15 protein-coding genes are annotated in these 16,091 nt (G+C 68.4%); 10 read left to right on the top strand and 5 right to left on the bottom strand.

All coding sequences use genetic code 11. The features are described 5' to 3' along the window. The first annotated feature begins 7 nt into the window (after positions 1-7). Together G6N58_RS01235 and G6N58_RS01230 are read left to right on the top strand one after the other, a co-directional pair. A complete protein-coding gene (locus tag G6N58_RS01235; protein WP_170314324.1) occupies positions 8-1,333 on the top strand; it encodes a GAF domain-containing protein in 1,326 nt (441 codons plus the stop codon). Continuing rightward, positions 1,281-2,393 carry an adenylate/guanylate cyclase domain-containing protein gene (locus G6N58_RS01230; protein ID WP_407664183.1) on the top strand — a complete coding sequence of 371 codons (1,113 nt, stop codon included), beginning with the start codon at positions 1,281-1,283 and terminating at the stop codon, positions 2,391-2,393. The genes G6N58_RS01235 and G6N58_RS01230 overlap by 53 nt, the downstream gene beginning before the upstream one ends. Here the strand turns inward: G6N58_RS01230 and G6N58_RS01225 are convergent. Then, entirely contained in the window at positions 2,380-3,279 is a 900-nt protein-coding gene (locus G6N58_RS01225) for an AIM24 family protein (protein WP_172545017.1), read from the bottom strand. The genes G6N58_RS01230 and G6N58_RS01225 overlap by 14 nt on opposite strands. A gap of 93 nt (positions 3,280-3,372) precedes the next feature. On the opposite strand from G6N58_RS01225, the gene abmR reads away from it, so the two are divergent. Beyond that, entirely contained in the window at positions 3,373-3,903 is a 531-nt protein-coding gene (gene abmR, locus G6N58_RS01220) for an ATP-binding transcription factor AbmR (protein WP_115280067.1), read from the top strand. Between the two features lie 3 nt (positions 3,904-3,906). Here the strand turns inward: abmR and G6N58_RS01215 are convergent, their stop codons facing one another. Then, complete coding sequence (locus tag G6N58_RS01215; RefSeq protein WP_172545119.1) at positions 3,907-5,790, bottom strand: ABC transporter ATP-binding protein; 1,884 nt, start codon at positions 5,788-5,790, stop codon at positions 3,907-3,909. A gap of 8 nt (positions 5,791-5,798) precedes the next feature. After that, positions 5,799-7,532 carry an ABC transporter ATP-binding protein gene (locus G6N58_RS01210; protein WP_115281901.1) on the bottom strand — a complete coding sequence of 578 codons (1,734 nt, stop codon included), beginning with the start codon at positions 7,530-7,532 and terminating at the stop codon, positions 5,799-5,801. A 128-nt stretch (positions 7,533-7,660) separates the two neighbouring features. Here G6N58_RS01210 and G6N58_RS01205 point away from each other — a divergent pair, with 128 nt between their 5' ends. Together G6N58_RS01205 and G6N58_RS01200 are read left to right on the top strand one after the other, a co-directional pair. Continuing rightward, on the top strand, positions 7,661-8,212 hold the full coding sequence (locus tag G6N58_RS01205) for a DUF3558 domain-containing protein (RefSeq protein WP_163907815.1): 552 nt from the start codon (positions 7,661-7,663) through the stop codon (positions 8,210-8,212). Between the two features lie 53 nt (positions 8,213-8,265). Next, complete coding sequence (locus G6N58_RS01200) at positions 8,266-8,757, top strand: DUF3558 domain-containing protein (protein WP_232068065.1); 492 nt, start codon at positions 8,266-8,268, stop codon at positions 8,755-8,757. A gap of 65 nt (positions 8,758-8,822) precedes the next feature. On the opposite strand, the gene G6N58_RS01195 is transcribed toward G6N58_RS01200, so the two are convergent. Further along, a complete protein-coding gene (locus G6N58_RS01195; RefSeq protein ID WP_115281903.1) occupies positions 8,823-9,560 on the bottom strand; it encodes an IclR family transcriptional regulator in 738 nt (245 codons plus the stop codon). A gap of 165 nt (positions 9,561-9,725) precedes the next feature. Between G6N58_RS01195 and G6N58_RS01190 the strand changes: the two genes are divergently transcribed. The 3 genes from G6N58_RS01190 to G6N58_RS01180 are packed head-to-tail and all read left to right on the top strand — an operon-like array spanning position 9,726 to position 12,306. After that, positions 9,726-10,487 (top strand): CoA transferase subunit A, encoded by a 762-nt coding sequence (locus G6N58_RS01190; RefSeq protein ID WP_232067689.1) that lies wholly within the window; start codon positions 9,726-9,728, stop codon positions 10,485-10,487. Then, entirely contained in the window at positions 10,484-11,140 is a 657-nt protein-coding gene (locus G6N58_RS01185; RefSeq protein ID WP_115280071.1) for a 3-oxoacid CoA-transferase subunit B, read from the top strand. The genes G6N58_RS01190 and G6N58_RS01185 overlap by 4 nt, the downstream gene beginning before the upstream one ends. Continuing rightward, positions 11,137-12,306 (top strand): acetyl-CoA C-acetyltransferase, encoded by a 1,170-nt coding sequence (locus G6N58_RS01180; RefSeq protein WP_163907813.1) that lies wholly within the window; start codon positions 11,137-11,139, stop codon positions 12,304-12,306. Before G6N58_RS01185 ends, G6N58_RS01180 begins: the two co-directional genes overlap by 4 nt. 48 nt (positions 12,307-12,354) lie before the next feature. Here G6N58_RS01180 and G6N58_RS01175 read toward each other — a convergent pair whose 3' ends face one another. Beyond that, the gene (locus G6N58_RS01175; protein ID WP_115280072.1) at positions 12,355-13,503 is read right to left on the bottom strand and encodes a flavin reductase; all 1,149 of its coding nucleotides are present in this window, start codon (positions 13,501-13,503) and stop codon (positions 12,355-12,357) included. Positions 13,504-13,707: 204 nt separating this feature from the next. Between G6N58_RS01175 and G6N58_RS01170 the strand changes: the two genes are divergently transcribed. Together G6N58_RS01170 and G6N58_RS01165 are read left to right on the top strand one after the other, a co-directional pair. Beyond that, positions 13,708-14,697, top strand: a complete 990-nt coding sequence (locus G6N58_RS01170; protein WP_115281904.1) for a Gfo/Idh/MocA family protein — start codon at positions 13,708-13,710, stop codon at positions 14,695-14,697. Between the two features lie 88 nt (positions 14,698-14,785). Then, complete coding sequence (locus tag G6N58_RS01165) at positions 14,786-16,090, top strand: PucR family transcriptional regulator (RefSeq protein WP_115280073.1); 1,305 nt, start codon at positions 14,786-14,788, stop codon at positions 16,088-16,090. The last annotated feature ends 1 nt before the right edge of the window (position 16,091 follow it).

The following is a 16,091-nucleotide window of genomic DNA, read 5'->3' as shown; positions in this document are numbered from 1 at the left end:
ACAGGCGATGCCCGTGCCTGAACCCGCCGTCGCCGTCGGCGAAGACCCGCGCAGCTACGCGCGGTTGATGTCGGCTGTCTACGACGCGACCATGGCCGGTGCCCGGGCCCCGGCTCGGCCGCGATCGGTCATCGGGGACTCGTGGCAGCGGATGAAGGCCAAGGGCATCAACCCCGACAAGCACACCCCGCCGGTGGTGGAGGCCGGTGCCATCGATGCACTGCGCCGCGAGTCGGGGCTGATGGCGGTGCTCGACGAGGTGTCGCGGGGGCTGGAATCGCTTGTCGCCGATGGGGACAACATCCTGGTGGTGGCCGACGCCCAGGGCCGCGTGCTGTGGCGCACCGGCTCACCGCAGGTGCTGTCCAACGCTGATCGGCTCGGTTTCGTCGAAGGGGCGCACTGGGGCGAGTCGGCGGTGGGCACCAACGCAATCGGCACCGCCCTGGCGTCGCACCGCGCTGTGCAGGTCTTCTGCGCCGAACACTACCTACGTAGCCACCACCCGTGGACGTGTGCCGGCGCTCCGATCCGCGACCCGCGCACCGGCCAGGTGCTCGGCGTCGTCGACGTCTCCGGGCCGGCCGCCACCGTGCACCCCACCACCGTCGCCCTGGTGGATGTGGTGGCCCGGCTGGCGGAATCGCATCTGCGCGAACAGCATGACCGCACTCTCAACCGGCTGCGCACGGTCGCCGCACCGATTCTGGCGCGCATCGGTGCGCCGGCGCTGGCGGTGGACACCGAGGGCTGGGTGGCCGCCGTCGACTCGCTGCCGCTGCACAACCGCATCCTGTTGCCCGAGGAGCTGGCCCCCGGCCGCGCCTGGGTTCCGCCGCTGGGTATGTGCGACATCGAACTGCTGCCCGGCGGATGGCTGGTCCGGGTGGCGGGTGAGGACGTGGAAGCCTCCGACCTGCGGGTGACGCTGGACCTGACCGGCTCGCCGGTGCTGGAGATGGCGGGACAGTTCGGTAGCTGGCGCCACGACATCTCGCTGCGGCACGCGGAGATCCTGTTGATCCTGGCGCGCCATCCCGAGGGGCGTTCGGCGCCGGCGTTGGCCGCCGACCTCTACGGTGATCCCACCCGGGTGGTGACCGTGCGGGCCGAGATGTCGCGACTGCGAAAACAATTCACCGGCATCGTGGCGGGGCGGCCGTACCGGTTCGTCGACACCGCCACCGTGGTGGTGCGCTATCCGGAGGATCCGGCCGATCTGCTGGCCCCGTCGACCGCTCCCGCTGTGCGCCAGGCCCGCGTCGCACCCTCACCAGGCTCTGTACTTCCACCAGGCGTTGTACCTTTCTCAGGTGGCCGACGAGAGCAGTGACGAACGCGCTGAGCTGATCGCCTGGCTGCAGCAGCGCGGCATCACCGCCGAACAGATCCGCAACTCGTTCTCGCCGATGTTGCTGGCGCCGCGACGCATCATCGGCGACGACGGCACCTATGTCTCCACCCGGCAGATCAGTGACGAGACCGGGATGGACCTCGAACTCGTGCAACGACTCCAGCGGGCCGCGGGGCTGCCGAGGGTGGAGAGCCCTGATGCGCCGGTGTTCCTGCGCGCCGACGGCCACATCGCCGCGGTGCTGCAGCAGTGTGTCGAACTGGGCCTGGACCCGGACAACCTGGTGCAGGTGACCCGCACGCTGGCTGACGGATTGGCCACCGCGGCTGAGGTCATGCGCTACACCGGGATGGCCGCGGTGCTGCAACCGGGGGCCACCGAACTGCAGATCGCGCAGCGGCTCGAGGAACTGGTGGTCCAGGTCGAGCCGCTGCTCGGTGAGCTGGTGCGCGAGATGCTGCTGCTGCAACTGCGCCACTCGATGGAGACCGAGGCCGTGAGCGCCAGTGAACGGGCCGCGGGTGCGCCGCTGCCGGGCGCACGCGAGGTGGGCGTCGCGTTCGCCGACCTGGTGGGGTTCACCCGCCTGGGCGAGGCCGTCGAACCCGAAGAGCTGGAACGGCTGGCCAACCACCTGGCAGACCTGGCCCGCGATGTCGCCGTGCCGCCGGTGCGGCTGGTCAAGACCATCGGCGACGCGGTGATGCTGGTCTGCCCGGACCCGGTGTTGTTGCTGGACGCCATGGTCACCCTCTGTGAGGCCGCCCAGGAGATCCAGGATTTCCCGCGGCTGCGGGTGGGGGTGTCGTTCGGTGAGGCGGTCAGCCGCGCCGGCGACTGGTTCGGCGCGCCGGTGAATCTGGCCAGCCGGGTCACCGGGGCAGCGCGCCCGGGGGCGGTGCTGGTGACCGAGGCGGCGCGGGAGGCGATCGGCGACGCCCCCGGCTACGACTGGTCCTTCGCCGGGGGCAAGCACCTCAAGGGCGTGAAGGGCGAGACCAAGGTGTTCCGGGCCCGCCGGGCCGCTACGGCTGGCTAGGGATCGGTACGCCCTCCGACGGCTGCACGATCACAAAACCGTTGCCGTGGAACGACACCTGCACGGCCTCACCGGAGCCGCGGCCGATCAGGGCCCCGGCTTTGAAGCTGGTCTTCAGCTGCGTCTGCAGGCTCGCCGACCACGCCACGATCGCATTGGTGTCGGCAAAGGTGGGTGCCTCGGCGGCGTTGAGCACCACCGGCGGGCCGTCGGTGGTCAGCGCCACCCAGCCGGAGCCGCGGAAGGTGGTGTTGAAGAGTCCGCCTGCGGCCATGCTGGCGCCGCGCACCCGTTCGATGTTCCAGTCCAGGCTCTGAGAGAAGGCCAACACGTTCTTGCCGCTGATCGACAGCCCGGAGTCGGTGATCTGCAGCAGGTGGACCTCGAAGGCGCGATCAGCCAGGAACACGTCGCCCTGGCCGGTGCACCGCATCAGCGGCAGACCTTCGCCGGTGAGGGCCTTCTTCAGGAACTTGGCGGCGCCGCTGCCCTCGTACTCGAAGTCCACATTGCCCTGATAGGCGACCATCGAGCCCTGCCGCGCCATGAACGGTTCGCCCAGGCGCACCCGCAGCATCTTGATGTTCTGGTTGGCGATGGGCCGCGATTCCTTCTCGCTGAAGCGCCCGTCGACCAGATCGCCGCTGATCCCGGCGAAGCCGTCACCCTGGGCAGCCGGGCCCAGCGCCACCGGTTGCGCCTGCGGAACCGGCTGGGCCTGCGACTGCGCGCTCTGAGCCTGCGAGCTCGGTGGCGCCCCGAGTGGGGCGGTGAACTGCTGCCCCTGGTGGTGTACCTGATCGGTCCACTGGAATCCGTCCCACCAGCGAACGTCGTATCGGCCTTCTGGGTCGGGCTGCCAACTGCCCTGATTCGGTCCGGTCACGCTTCCAGCGTAGGCCGCCGGTTGTCGTGCGCAGGGGGTTCGCCCGCGGCGAACACAGCGCCACCCGTGCTGTAACGGTGTAATCATGTAAGCATGAGAAGGCATCATCATTCCCGTCCGCAGCCCGACGCTGCCGACGCCGCCGACTGGTTCGCCGGCCGGCTCCCCGCTGACTGGTTCGACGGCGACCCCCAGGTGTCCGTCGACAAGGAAGAGATCACCGTCATCGGCCGGCTGCCGGCCGACGGCGACGACTCCAAGGCCCGCGCTTCCGGCCGGGTGGCCCGTTTCCGCGAGCAGACCCGCTCGGATCGCATGCGGATCGCCGACGAGGCCGAAGACCGCTACCGCCGCAAGGTCTCCTGGGGGGTCGAGGTGGCCGACGGTGACACCACCGAGCGAATCCTGTTCACCCACATCGCCGTTCCGGTGATGACCAGGCTCAAGCAGCCCGAGCGGCAGGTCCTCGACACCCTGGTGGACGCGGGTGTGGCCCGGTCCCGCTCGGACGCCCTGGCGTGGTCGGTGCGGCTGGTGGGCGAGCACACCGAGGAGTGGCTGGCCAAGCTGCGCACCGCCATGACCGAGGTCGACGAGCTGCGCAACCAGGGGCCACAGCTCTGACGGTCAGCGGTTGACCATCGCGAAGTAGGCGCCCCGGGTGGCGATCAGGTCCTCGTGGGTGCCCTGCTCCACGATCGCGCCGCCGTCCATCACCACGATCAGATCCGCGTCGCGGATGGTGGACAGGCGGTGGGCGATGATGAAACTGGTTCGTTGCCTGCGTAATTCGCCCATCGCGTGCTGCACCAGCAGCTCGGTGCGGGTGTCCACCGAGCTGGTGGCCTCGTCGAGAACCAGGATGCGCGGCTGCGCCAGGAACGCCCGGGCGATGGTGATCAACTGCTTCTCGCCGGCGCTGATCTTCCCGCCGTCGTCGTTGACGCGGGTGTCGTAGCCGTCGGGGAGCATGTGGACGAAGCGGTCCACGTAGGCGGCCTGCGCCGCCGCCATCACCTCGTCCTCGGACGCGCCGGGCCTGCCGTAGGCGATGTTGTCGTAGATGGTCCCGCCGAACAGCCAGGTGTCCTGCAAGACCATGCCGATCTGTCCGCGCAGCGACTGCCGGCTCACCGACGCGGTGTCCACGCCGTCGATCAGGATCCGGCCCGAGTCCACGTTGTAAAACCGCATCAGCAGGTTCACCAGCGTGGTCTTGCCTGCGCCGGTGGGCCCGACGATCGCCACCGTGGAGCCCGGTTCGGCAGTCAGTGACAGGTTCTCGATGACGGGGGCGTCCGCGCGGTAGCCGAACGACACCCGGTCGAACTCGACCCGCGGGGCGGTTCCCGCCGGCAGCGACGCCACCGCGTCGGGCGACTCTTCCGGTTCGTCGAGGAAGTCGAACACCCGCTCGGCACTGGCGATGCCGGACTGGAAGGTGTTGAACATCGACGCCAGCTGCCCCAGTGGCTGGTTGAACTGCCGGACATACTGGATGAACGCCTGCATGCTGCCCAGGGTGATCTGCCCGCCCGCCACCTGCAGGCCACCGACCACCGCGACGGCCACGTAGCTGAGGTTGCCGATGAACATCGTGGCCGGGCCCACCAGTCCGGACAGGAACTGCGCACCGAAGCTGGCGTGGAACACGTCGTCGTTGTATTCGCGGAAGCGTTCTTGCGCGCTGGCCCGATGGCCGTAGGTCTTGACCACGGTGAAGCCGCTGTAGGTCTCCTCGACGTGGGCGTTGAGCCGTCCGGTGTTGCGCCACTGCGCGACGAACAATTTCTGTGAGCGCCGGGTGATCGACCGGATGGCCCACAGCGTCAACGGCACGGTGATCACCGTCAGCAGGGTCAGCAGCGGCGAGATGATCAGCATCATCACCAGCACGGCCACCACGGTCAGCGCCGAGGACAGCAGCTGGTTGATGGTCATCGACACCGAGGTCGCGATGTTGTCCACGTCGTTGGTGACCCGGCTGAGCAGCTCGCCGCGCTGGCGGGTGTCGAAGTGCGCCAGCGGCAGCCGGTGCACCTTGTCCTCCACATCGGAGCGCAGCGCCACCATGGTGCGCTGCACCGCCACGTTGAGCAGCCGGGCCTGGATCCAGACCAGCAGGGCAGCAACAAGATACAAGCCCAGGGCGAGCAACAGGGTGCGCCCCACCGCAGCGAAGTCCACCCCCTGTCCGGGGGTGACGGCCATCCCGGACAGCAGATCGGCAAAGGTGGTGTCGCCGCGGGCGCGGGCGGCCTCGATGGCCTGCTCCTTGGTCAGCCCGACAGAAAGTTGCTTGCCGATCACGCCGTTGAACAGCAGATCGGTTGCGTGCCCGAGGATGCGGGGACCGATCACCCCGATGCCGATGCCGGCCACCGAGAGCAGCACCACCACCGCGGCCAGCCAGCGCTGCGGGGTGAGGCGTCTGAGCAGCCGCAGCGCGGAGCCGGTGAAATCGCGCGAGCGTTCGGCCGGGCCCTGCTGCATGCGCATCGGGCCGCGCATCGGTCCGCTCACCGGTGATCACCCACCCGCAACGCCTGCGATTCGGCGAACTCCTGATAGGTGGGGCACTCGGCCAACAGGTCCTTGTGGGTTCCGATGCCCACCACCAGGCCGTCATCGAGGACCACGATCTGATCGGCGGCCGCGATCGACGAAAGGCGCTGCGCCACAATGATCACCGTGGCCGCATCGGACACCTCACGCAGGCGCGCGCGGACGGCGGCGTCGGTACTGACGTCCAGTGCGGAGAGGGCGTCGTCGAACAGGTAGATCGTGGGTCTGCGGATCACCGCGCGGGCGATCGCCAGTCGCTGGCGCTGGCCGCCGGAGAAGTTGATCCCGCCCTGGGCCACCGGCATCAGCAGGCCCTCGGGATGGCGCGCGACGAAGTCGTCGGCGCACGCCACCCGCAGCGCGTCCCACATCTGCTCCTCGGTGGCATCGCCGCGGCCGTAGGCGAGGTTGTCGGCCACCGTGCCGGAGAACAGGTAACCCCGCTGGGGCACCACTCCGATTCCGGCCCACAAGTCCTCGGTGCGCTGTGATCGGACGTCCACCCCGTCGACCAGCACCGCGCCGGAGTCGACGTCATACATCCGCGAGATCAGCGCCAGCAGGGTCGATTTGCCCGAGCCGGTGCCACCCACCACGGCGGTGGTGGTGCCCGCCGGCACGGTGAGGTCGATGTGCTGCAGCACCGGACGCTCGGCGCCGGGGTAGCCGAAGCTGACGTCGCGCAACTGCACCTGTCCGCTGGGTGTGGTGGTCACCGGGGCATCGGGATCGGTGATGGCCGGTGTCGTGGCGAGCACCTCGGTGATGCGCTCGGCGCAGGCCGACGCCCGCGGCAGGATGGCCAGGAAGATGGTCGCCATCATGACCGCCATCAGGATCTGCATGAAGTAGCTCAGGAATGCGATCAGCGAGCCCACCTGCATCTGTCCGGCGTCGATCCGCATGCCGCCGAACCAGATCAGCGCGACGCTGGACAGATTGATGGTCAGCGTGGTGACCGGCAGCATCAGCGCCTGCCACCGGCCCGCGTCCAGCGCGGTGTCCGACAGCGCACGGTTGGCCGCGGCGAACCGGTCCCGTTCGAAGGGCTCGCGCGCGAAGGCCCGGATCACCCGGATGCCGGCCAGCTGGTCCCGCATCACACGGTTGATGCCGTCGACCAACTGCTGCATCCGCCGGAAGATCGGCAACAGATGCCGCACGATCCAGTAGTTCGTCAGGCCCAGCACCGGCACGCTGATGAGCAGCAGCCAGGACAGGCCCGCATCCTGGTGGATCGCCATGCCGACACCGCCGATACACATGATCGGAGCGGTGACCAGCACGGTGAACGTCATCTGCACCAGCACTTGGATCTGCTGGACATCGTTGGTGGTCCGGGTCAGCAGAGACGGCGCGCCGAACCGTGCCGTCTCGTGCTCGGAGAAGGTGATCACGTGGTGGAACATCGCCGAGCGCAGGTCGCGGCCGAACCCCATGCCGGCCCGGGACCCGAAGTACACGGCCCCGACGGCGCAGACCACCTGCAGCGCGGTGACGGCCAGCATCACCAGGCCCAGCCGGATGATCGTGGCGGTGTCACCGGTGGCGATGCCGTCGTCGATGATCGCGGCGTTGACCGTCGGCAGGTACAGCGAGGCCAGCGTGCTGATCACCTGCAGCGCCATCACCGCACCAACCAGCTGCCGGTACGGCCGAATGAACTGCCGCAACAGCGCCGCGAGCATGTCGTAACTGTGGCACTGCACCTGGGTCACAGCAAAGCAGCAGGTCAACGGGCGTGTCGGTGGTTCCGCCAAGGTGTGGCCGCTACAGTGCATGGCGAGGACGGCCAGAAGTGTCAGAAGGGACTGCTGTGAAGCGCAACATGACCAAGCTGGCGATAGCGGCTGTGGCTGTGCTGCCGTTGCTGGCGGGTTGTTCCGAGGAGCAGAGCCCCAGCGAACCCAGCCCCGGATCGTCGGCGCCCCAGGAACAGGGCAGCGCCGCCCACGGGCCCATCTTCCCGCAATGCGGTGGCATCAGTGACGAGACCATCCAGGAGCTCACGAAAGTGAGCGGACTGAAGAACACCGCCACCAATTCGGTGGGCTGCCAATGGCTGCAGAACGGCGGCATCATCGGTCCGCACTTCTCGTTCACCTGGTTCCGCGGCAGCCCCATCGGACGCGAACGCAAAACCCAGGAGCTCTCCCGCACCAGCGTCGAGGACATCTCCGTCGAGGGCAACGACGGCTTCGTGGCCATCGGCACCGACCCGCTGCTGGGGGACAACCTCTGCGAGATCGGCATCCAGTTCGGCGACGACTTCATCGAATGGTCGGTGAGCTTCGCCGAGCAGAACTACCCGCCGCCGTGCCAGGTGGCCGAGGAACTGACCCGCCAGTCGATCGTGAACGCCAAGTGAGCGCCCGCCGGGTCCTGGCCGCCGTTGCGGCCGTCGTCGCCGGTGTCACGTTGATGACCGGCTGCAGCCGCACCGTGGACGGCGAGGCGCTGCGCGCCGGCGCCGGTGACACCCTGCGCAACAACGATTCCCAGGAGCAGTACCCCAACCTGCTCAAGGAATGTGACGTGCTGACCCAGGACCTGCTGGCCGAGACCGTGGGCGCCGATCCGCGCGACATCCAGAGCACGTTCGTCGGCGCGGTGTGCCGCTGGCAGGCCGCCAACCCGGCCGGGCTGGTCGACATCACCCGGTTCTGGTTCGAGCAGGGCAGCCTGGACAACGAGCGCGAAGTGGCCCAGGCGCTGAACTACCAGATCGAGGACCGGCGCATCGCCGGCATCCAATCCATTGTCATGCGCACCGGTGACGCCAACGGTTCGTGCGGTGTGGCCAGTGATGCCGCCGGCGTGGTCGGGTGGTGGATCAACCCGCAGGGCCCCGGAATCGACGCCTGCGCCCAGGCCATCAAGTTGGCCGAGCTGACGCTGGCCACCAACTCCTGACCTCGGCACGTTGACACTGCGTCCACCGCGATCCCTACTCGTACTTCCTCGCGGTGGGTGCAGTGTCAACGCAGCCGTAGTGACAATGCGTGTGCCTGCTCGAGTAGCAGCGCGCCCAGCTCGCGGCGGCGGGCCGGTTTGAACCGGGTCTCCACGCCGGTCAGGCTCAGCGCCCAGGCCGGCTGGGAGTTGCGGTCGAACACCGCCGCGCCGATGCCCCAGCTGCCCTCGACCAGCAGCGCCGGATTCACGGCGTAGCCCGTGCGCCGGGTGGCTGCGATGCGCTCGCGGATCTTGGTCTCGGAGTGCATCGGTCCCCAGCCGTCGCTGGCGTCCACCCGCGCGAAGTACGCCTCGATATCGCGGTCGGCCAGGTGGCTCAGGATCACCAGGCCCGCCGAGGCGACTCCGAGGGGGAGGCGGATACCGACGTGCAGCACGTGGGACCGCAGCGGGAAGCTGCCCTCCTGGGCGAACACACACACCGTCTCGTCGCCGCGGCGCGCTGAGAGAAACGCGCTCTCGCCGGATTCGCGGGCCAGCGCGGCCACGATGTCGCGGGCCTGGTCGACGATGTCGTAGCGGGTGGCGGCGCTGGAGCCCAGCAGGTAGAGCTCCGGTCCCAGCGACCAACGGCCGGTTTTGAGATCCCGGTCCACCAGACCTTCCTCGGCCATGGCCGCCAGCAGCCGGTGCGCGGTGGGCCGAGCCAGCCCGGCGGTACGGGCGATGTCGGTGGTGGACGCGCCCGCGGGTTGGTGCGCGCCCACCGCGCGCAGCAGGGCCCCCACCCGGGCGATCACAGTATCCACGCCCACAGCCTAGGCGTTCGCTCAGTGAACGCATTGGTGTTCAGCGATCACCATGTGAGCAGCTTCCGAGGAATCTCTGTCGACGGGTTCTGTTACCGCTCAGCACGATCAACAATCGAGGTCAGCGTTTGATGAATGGGCGAAAGGACTCTCCTGTTGTCTTCCAAGGTCTACTCTTCCGCCGCCGAGGCCGTCGCCGGTATCGGTGACGGTGCGACGGTCGCCGTCGGCGGCTTCGGACTGTGCGGCATCCCCGATGTACTGATCCAGGCGGTGGCCGAATCCGGTGCCACCGGGCTGGAGGTGTTCTCCAACAACTGCGGCGTCGACGACCACGGACTCGGAATCCTGTTGGGGCTGGGCCGCATCCGGCGCGTCACCGCGTCGTACGTGGGGGAGAACAAGGAGTTCGCCCGGCAGTACCTGGCCGGTGAGCTCGAAGTGGAACTGACCCCGCAGGGCACACTGGCCGAGCGGCTGCGGGCCGGTGGCGCAGGCATCCCCGCCTTCTACACCCCCGCCGGTGTCTCTACCCCGGTGGCCGAGGGCGGCATTCCCTGGCGCTACGCCGCGGACGGCTCGGTGGCCGTCGCCTCCCCGGCCAAGGAGACGCGCACCTTCGGCGACCGCAGCTACGTCCTGGAGGAGGCCATCAACGCCGACTTCGCGCTGGTACACGCCCGCCTGGGTGACACCGACGGCAACCTGGTGTTCGAGAAGTCGGCGATGAACTTCAACCCGTTGGCCGCCATGGCGGGCAAGGTCACCATCGCCCAGGTCGAGGAACTGGTATCTCCCGGTGAGATCGATCCCGGGGCCGTGCATCTGCCCGGGGTCTTCGTGCAGCGCATCGTCCACACCGGCCCCCAGGACAAACGCATCGAGAAGCGCACCGTTCGCGAAGGAGCACAGTCATGACGAGCACGCTCACCGGGTGGTCCCGCAACCAGATGGCCGCGCGCGCCGCCGCCGAGATGGTCGACGGCGAGTACGTCAACCTCGGCATCGGGCTGCCGACCCTGATCCCGGACCACCTGAGCCCCGACGTCCGGGTCACGCTGCACTCGGAGAACGGCATCCTGGGCACCGGCGCCTACCCGACCGAGGACGCGGTGGACGCTGACCTGATCAACGCCGGCAAAGAAACGGTGACCGTGAATCCCGGTGCGGCGTTCTTCGATTCGGCCACGTCGTTCGGGATGATCCGCGGCGGTCACATCAACACCGCGGTGCTGGGGGCGATGCAGGTCTCGCGCCATGGTGATCTGGCCAACTGGATGATTCCCGGCAAGATGGTCAAGGGCATGGGCGGGGCGATGGACCTGGTGCACGGCGCCGACCGGGTGATCGTGCTGATGGAACACACCGACCGCTCGGGTGCCCCGAAGATCGTCGACACCTGCTCCCTGCCGCTCACCGGCGCGAAGGTCGTCGACCGCATCATCACCAACCTGGCCGTCATCGACGTCGACGGCGACGGCTCGCTGACGCTGGTGGAACTGGCACCGGGGGTGTCCTACGCCGACGTGGTGGCTGCCACCGAGCCGCCGCTGACCTGGGTGCTCTCATGACCTCGGTGATCGTGGCCGGGGCACGGACGCCGGTCGGCAAGCTGATGGGATCGCTGTCCGGCTTCTCCGGCGCGCAGCTCGGCGGTGTCGCGATCGCCGCGGCGCTGGACAAGGCCGGCATCACCGGTGACCAGGTGCAGTACGTCATCATGGGCCAGGTGCTCACGGCCGGCGCCGGTCAGCTGCCCGCCCGCCAGGCCGCCGTGGCCGCGGGCATCCCGATGTCGGTCGCGGCGCTGACGGTCAACAAGGTCTGTCTGTCCGGTCTGGACTCGATTGCGCTGGCGGATCAGCTGATTCGCGCCGGGGTGGTGGACGTGGTGGTGGCCGGGGGGCAGGAGTCGATGACCCAGGCGCCACACCTGCTGCCGAAGTCACGCGGCGGGTTCAAGTACGGCGACGCCACGCTGGTCGATCACCTGGCCTACGACGGCCTGCGTGATGTGTTCACCGACGAGGCCATGGGCGCGCTGACCGAGGACGCCAACGACTACGCGCGCCTGGAGCAGGACGAGTTCGCCGCCCGTTCGCACCAGCGGGCCGCCGCCGCCTGGAAGGACGGGCTCTTCGACGACGAGGTGGTGCCCGTGTCGATTCCCCAGCGCAAAGGCGAGCCGCTGCAGTTCGCCGAAGATGAAGGCATCCGCGGCAACACCACCGCCGAGTCGCTGGCTGCCCTGCGGCCCGCATTCCGCAAGAACGGCACCATCACCGCGGGCAACGCGTCCACCATCAACGACGGCGCCGCGGCCGTGGTGGTGATGCGCAAGAGCAAGGCGCAGGAGCTCGGCCTGGAATGGCTGGCCGAGATCGGCGCTCAGGGGATGGTGGCCGGGCCCGATTCCACGCTGCAACTGCAGCCCGCCAACGCCATCACCGCGGCCTGCGCCGCCGAGGGCATCGATGCCAAGGCTCTGGATCTCATCGAGATCAACGAGGCCTTCGCGGCGGTGGGGATCGCCTCCACCAAAGCGCTCGGTGTCGATCCAGAGAAGGTCAACGTCAACGGCGGTGCCATCTCGATCGGACACCCGCTCGGCATGTCGGGCACCCGAATCGCGCTGCACCTGGCACTCGAGCTCAAGCGTCGTGGCGGCGGCACCGGTGCGGCGTCGCTGTGCGGCGGCACCGGGCAGGGCTCGGCCCTGATCCTGCGCGTCCCCTAGCGATTTCGGCGCGCTGGTAACCGCTCACCGGTTACCAGCGCGCCGAAATCACACCTTGCCGCCGGTCAGCGACAGCAGTTGGCGGGCACGGGCTTTGGCCAGTTCGCAATAGCCGCGGGCCGCGGTGCGCGCCGCCGCGGCGTCATTGTCCTCCAGCGCCACCAGCAGGTCGCGCTGAACGGTCAAAAACGCCGCCGACGACTGCGCGGTGATGCCGAAGCTGCGGGTCATCACGTTCTTGATGCTCAGTGACGAGAACGCCGCAGTGAGAAGCTGATTGCCCGACAACGCCACAATCGCTTCGTGGAAGGCGTAATTGGCGTCCAGATACGCCTGGAAATCCACGAAGTGATCGCCCACCAGGCAGCGTGACATCGTCTCCAGGTGTCCCCGCGCCACGGCCAGCAGCCGCGGGTTCACGTTGTCGATCACGCAGTCGATGACGCCCAACTCGATGGCCAGCCGGGCTTCGAACGTCTGGTCCGATGTGCGCACGTCGAAGGAGGCGATGACATACCCGCGTTCGGGATCCCGCAACACCAGCCCATCGGAGGCCAGCCGCGTCAGCGCGTAGAAGGCGCGGGCCCGGTCGCCGTCGAGGCGCTCGGCCAGATGATCCACCGTGATCACCTCGCCGGGGCCGAAGACGCGGCTGAGCACCATGTCCCGGGCCTGCTGATAGGCACTGTCGTTGCGCTGGAACTCAAACCGGCCGAAACCGCCCCGGAAGTACGTCAGCGGCGAGCCTTCGCGGGCCGTCGCCGCCACCACATGGCCCAGGAAAATGGTGTGGGTCCCACCGACCACCTGCTCGGTGACCTCACACTCCAAAGACGCGATCGCCTCGGCCAGCATCGGCACCCCGGCCCCGCCGCGCTCGATGATCACGCCGGCGAACTTGTCCGGGCGCGGGGAGGCGAACTGGTAGGCCAGATCGCCGTGGGCCTGGCCCAGCACGTTCACGGTGTAACGGCCGCTGCGTGAGATCGCGGCGGCGGTGGGAACGGCGTTGTTGACGCAGGCGAGCATCATCGGCGGATCCATCGACAGTGAGGTCACCGAGCTGGCCGTCATCCCGTGGTCGCGGTCGTCGACCCGCGTGGTCAGCACGGTCACGCCGCTGGCCAGATGACCGACGACGTGACGGAAGAGGTCGGTATCCACCGCCAGACCGGTGGTCACGTACTCCTGTGTCATACAACTCTCCCGTCAGCGCTGGAACTGATCTCATCTAAAGGGGGTCGGAGCCGGGAAACACTCACGGAGTTCGTGATTCTGGCTTGTCCGTACTGGCGGGTAGGGACACGTGTCGAACGCCAATGACGTGTTGCGACAGTGCGGGCCCGGAAGTTCACGGCTGACGACAATGCCCGGCGGGGGTCGACCAACTTGGCTGAGGGCGTGACGAAGATAGCTGTGGTGGGCCTGGGCTGGTGGGGCGGCAAGATCGTGCGCGACCTCGCCGAGAGCGATCAGGTGCAGGTGGTGGCCGGAGTGGACCTGAACGCGGACGCCAGGCAGGCGGTGGCGCCGTGCGTGCAACGCACCTACGCCGACTATGCCGAGGCGCTCGACGACGAGGACATCGACGCCGTGATCCTCTGTACCCCACACAAATTCCACACCGAACAGATCATCGCCGCCGCCGCACACGGCAAGCACGTGTTCTGCGAGAAGCCCCTGAGCGTTTCGGGTGCCGACGCGCAGCGCGCGGTGGACGCGATGGCGGCCAAAGGGTTGAAACTGGGTATCGGGCACGAGCGCCGGTTCGAGCCGGCGGTGCAAGGTCTGCGGCGGGCCATTGCCGACGGCCACCTGGGCACGCCCCTGGTCTTCGAGGGCAACTTCAGTCAGGACAAGTTCCTCGACCTGGCGCCTGACAACTGGCGGTTGTCTGCGGCAGAGGCCCCGGTGGGGCCACTGTCGGCGACCGGTATCCATCTGGTGGACCTGGCGATCGCGATCTTCGGCAGACCCACCCAGGTGTGGGCGCGGTTGTCCACGCAGGCGACCACCTTCGCCAACGGCGACACGCTGACCATCACCATCGCCTTCGAGAAGGGACAGACGGCCTTGATCACCGCGATCCTGGCGACCCCGTTCGTCGGTCGGGTGACGGTGCTCGGGTCCCAGGGCTGGATGGAGGTCCGCGACCGCACCCATCCCGAGGATCCCCACGGTTGGGATGTCACCCGGCAGATCCGTGGCGAGGCGCAGACCTCGGAGTTCTTCCCTCCGCACGCCTCGGTGCGCGAGAACATCGAGACCTTTGCCAGGGCAGTCGCGGGGGAGGTCGAGTATCCGGTGCCGATGGAGGAGATGGTGGTCAACGCCCGCACCTTCGAGGCCATCACCCGCTCGGCGCTGTCCGGCGTGGTGGAGAGCGTGTGACGGTGGAATGTGACGGAGCGCACGCAAACGTCGGCAGGATGACTAGTATCGGGACACAATCGATTGCACTGCCGGACTGAGGTGCCCTGTGACGACCACCGCCGACCGTAGCCACGATGTTGCCGCAGGCGAGCCGCCCATGCCCACGCCGCTGCAGCTGTGGCGCGATAACCGGCCGCTGCCCGAGTGGGTGCGCACGTTGGCGCGGGACTTCGACGCCGACGGGGTGGTCGAGGGCATCATCGGCCGGTGCGTGGCCATCGCATTCCCCACACACGCCCATGACGACGATTTCCGGGCCGCGCTGACGGCCAGCACCCGCGCGAATGCCCGCGCCTTGCGATCTGTGGTGGCCGGCGAGATCGCACTCGAGGACGTCTACCTCTCGGAAGTCCTGTCCTTCGCCAAAGTGCAAGCGCAGCTTCGCATTCCGCAGAAGTCCATGCAACGGTCCTACCGGATCAGTTTCTTCACCATGTGGGAGGCGTGGAGCGCGCGGCTGCGCGACTGTGTGGTGGCCCGGAACATCGACCGGGACGAGGCCATGCTGGCCGAACAACTGCTGACTCAGACCATCCTGGCGTACCAGGATTTTGTCGCCTCCCAGGTGGCCGAGACCTACACCCGCGACTACGAGGCCCTCAACCGCTCCCGCGCCCATATGCGTCGCAGCCTGGTCAAGGACATACTGCGCGGCGAGGGTGACGCCTTGTCCGGGTCGGACGCCGCCATCCTGGCCTACGAGCTCGGTGGCCGGCACATCGCCGTGCTGCTGCCGACCGTGGCCGAGGGCGCGGCCACGCAGTTGGCCGTCGGCATGCGCGCAGCGGTGAGCTGTCAGTCCTCGCTGGTGTATCCACTGACCCTGAACTCCACCGTGGTCTGGCTCGGCCGGATCGGGGAATGGAAACGCGCCATGTTCGAACAGCTGGACCGGGTGCTCGGCGAAGCGGGCGTTCCGGCGTCGGTCAGCGGTCCGCACCCCGGCGTCGAGGGGTTCCGCACCACCTTGCAGGAGGCCACGGACGCCGAGCGCATCCGGGCGGCGTGGGATCGTCCCGGAGCGCCGACGGTGGTGCATCACAACGATGTCGGGCTGGAGATCCTGCTGATGCGCGATCCGCGACTGGCCCGGCAGTTCGTCGAACGCGAACTCGGCCCGCTGGCGTTGGACACCGTGGACGCGGCACGGTTGCGCGAGACCCTGGAGGCCTCGTTCCGGTTCGGCTCCCACGTGGCGGCCGCCGAGTACCTGCAACTGCACGAGCACACCGTTCGCAACCGCCTGCACAAGGCCGAAGAACTGCTGGGCCACCCGATGGGGGAGCGGCGCACCGAGCTGCAGGTCGCGGCCCGGCTGATGCGCCTGCTCCCACCATCGGAACAGGACTAGC

Source organism: Mycolicibacterium tokaiense, assembly GCF_010725885.1.
In the GTDB taxonomy this organism is placed as follows: Bacteria; Actinomycetota; Actinomycetes; order Mycobacteriales; family Mycobacteriaceae; genus Mycobacterium; species Mycobacterium tokaiense.
The sequence above is the reverse complement of the archived record's forward strand: the minus strand, read 5'-3'. Positions and strand labels throughout refer to the sequence as shown.

What these genes read in the sequence shown, in the direction of transcription:
- G6N58_RS01180 (WP_163907813.1), top strand. Translation starts at nt 11,137, where the DNA reads ATGACCTCGGTGATCGTGGCCGGGGCACGGACGCCGGTCGGCAAGCTG.
- abmR (WP_115280067.1), top strand. Translation starts at nt 3,373, where the DNA reads ATGAGAAGGCATCATCATTCCCGTCCGCAGCCCGACGCTGCCGACGCC.
- G6N58_RS01185 (WP_115280071.1), top strand. Translation starts at nt 10,484, where the DNA reads ATGACGAGCACGCTCACCGGGTGGTCCCGCAACCAGATGGCCGCGCGC.
- G6N58_RS01200 (WP_232068065.1), top strand. Translation starts at nt 8,266, where the DNA reads ATGACCGGCTGCAGCCGCACCGTGGACGGCGAGGCGCTGCGCGCCGGC.
- G6N58_RS01175 (WP_115280072.1), bottom strand. Translation starts at nt 13,503, where the DNA reads ATGACACAGGAGTACGTGACCACCGGTCTGGCGGTGGATACCGACCTC.
- G6N58_RS01210 (WP_115281901.1), bottom strand. Translation starts at nt 7,532, where the DNA reads ATGCTCGCGGCGCTGTTGCGGCAGTTCATTCGGCCGTACCGGCAGCTG.
- G6N58_RS01215 (WP_172545119.1), bottom strand. Translation starts at nt 5,790, where the DNA reads ATGCGCGGCCCGATGCGCATGCAGCAGGGCCCGGCCGAACGCTCGCGC.
- G6N58_RS01235 (WP_170314324.1), top strand. Translation starts at nt 8, where the DNA reads ATGCCCGTGCCTGAACCCGCCGTCGCCGTCGGCGAAGACCCGCGCAGC.